This is a genomic window from Mesorhizobium sp. M4A.F.Ca.ET.020.02.1.1, assembly GCF_004022645.1.
Lineage (GTDB): Bacteria > Pseudomonadota > Alphaproteobacteria > Rhizobiales > Rhizobiaceae > Mesorhizobium.
Genome location: NZ_RZOI01001169.1, coordinates 1 through 1,082, shown reverse-complemented (window position 1 = coordinate 1,082; position 1,082 = coordinate 1). Strand labels below are relative to the sequence as shown.

The 1,082-nt window shown below is 67.5% G+C and carries 2 protein-coding genes; both read right to left on the bottom strand.

All coding sequences use genetic code 11. The features are described from left to right. A partial coding sequence (locus tag EN742_RS35775; protein ID WP_128333929.1) for an ATP-binding cassette domain-containing protein occupies positions 1-566 on the bottom strand: 566 nt, incomplete at its 3' end. Next, positions 563-1,082, bottom strand: a 520-nt coding sequence (locus tag EN742_RS35770; protein ID WP_128333928.1) for an ABC transporter permease subunit, incomplete at its 5' end; no start/stop codon positions are given. The genes EN742_RS35775 and EN742_RS35770, both read right to left, overlap by 4 nt.

Genomic DNA, 1,082 nt, shown 5'->3' with positions numbered 1-1,082 from the left:
GTATGGACACTGGCCAGCAAATCGAGCATGTCGTCGCGCAGCGCCGGTCCGAGCGAGGCGAACGGCTCGTCGAGCAAGAGCACCGGCCGGTCGCGCACCAGCACGCGCGCCAGCGCGACGCGCTGCCGCTCGCCGCCGGAAAGCTCGCGTGGCAGGCGCCTCTCCTTGCCCGCAAGGCCGACACGCGCCAGCGCATCGGCAATTGCCGCATGGTCGGCATCAGTGAGGCTGAGCGACGGCGAGCGGCCGAGCCCGACATTCCGCTCCACCGAAAGATGGGCGAACAGATTGTTCTCCTGGAACACCATCGAGACCGGCCTCACCGAAGGCGGCGCGGCGCTGACATCGCCACCGTCGATCAGCACGCGGCCGGATCCTGGCATCTCGAAACCAGCCACCAGGTTGAGCAGCGTCGACTTTCCCGAACCGCTCGGCCCCATGATGGCGGTGATCTTCGAGGCGGCGAACCCGACGTCGAAACGGAACGGCGCTTCGCCATAGCTGAACGAAACGTCCTCGAGCCGGACGGCCGCGCCTTTCGCCCCGACTTCCTTCGCCGGCGTCATGATTTCTCTCCTTGCCCGAGGCGATCGGCGGCAAGCACCAGCGCCAGGCAGACGAGACCGAGCAGCAAGGCAAGGCCGGCGGCGTCGGCGGTGCGATAGCTGCCCATGCGCGCCAGCAGAAGATAGGGCAAGGTCTGCACGGAATCGCTGCCGAACAGCGCGATTACGCCGAGATCGCCGAGCGACAGGGCCATGGCGAAGGCGAAGCCGGTTGCGAGCGGCCGCCTGAGCGACGGCCAGTCGACCAGGCTGAGCCGGTTCCAGCCTGATATGCCGAGCAGCAGGCAGAGCCTCTCGTGGCGCTCGCTTGCTGCATCGTAGGCGGGGCGGATCGCGCGGATGGCAAAGGGCATCGCCATCACCGCGTTGACTGCGACGACCATCACCGGGGCGAGGGCAAAGACGTCGCTGACCGTACGCAAAAGCAGGAACCAGCCGGCGCCGACGACGATGGGCGGTACGACGAGGACGAACCCGGCACCGGTATCCGTTGCGTGCTCCAGCAATGTCTTGCGG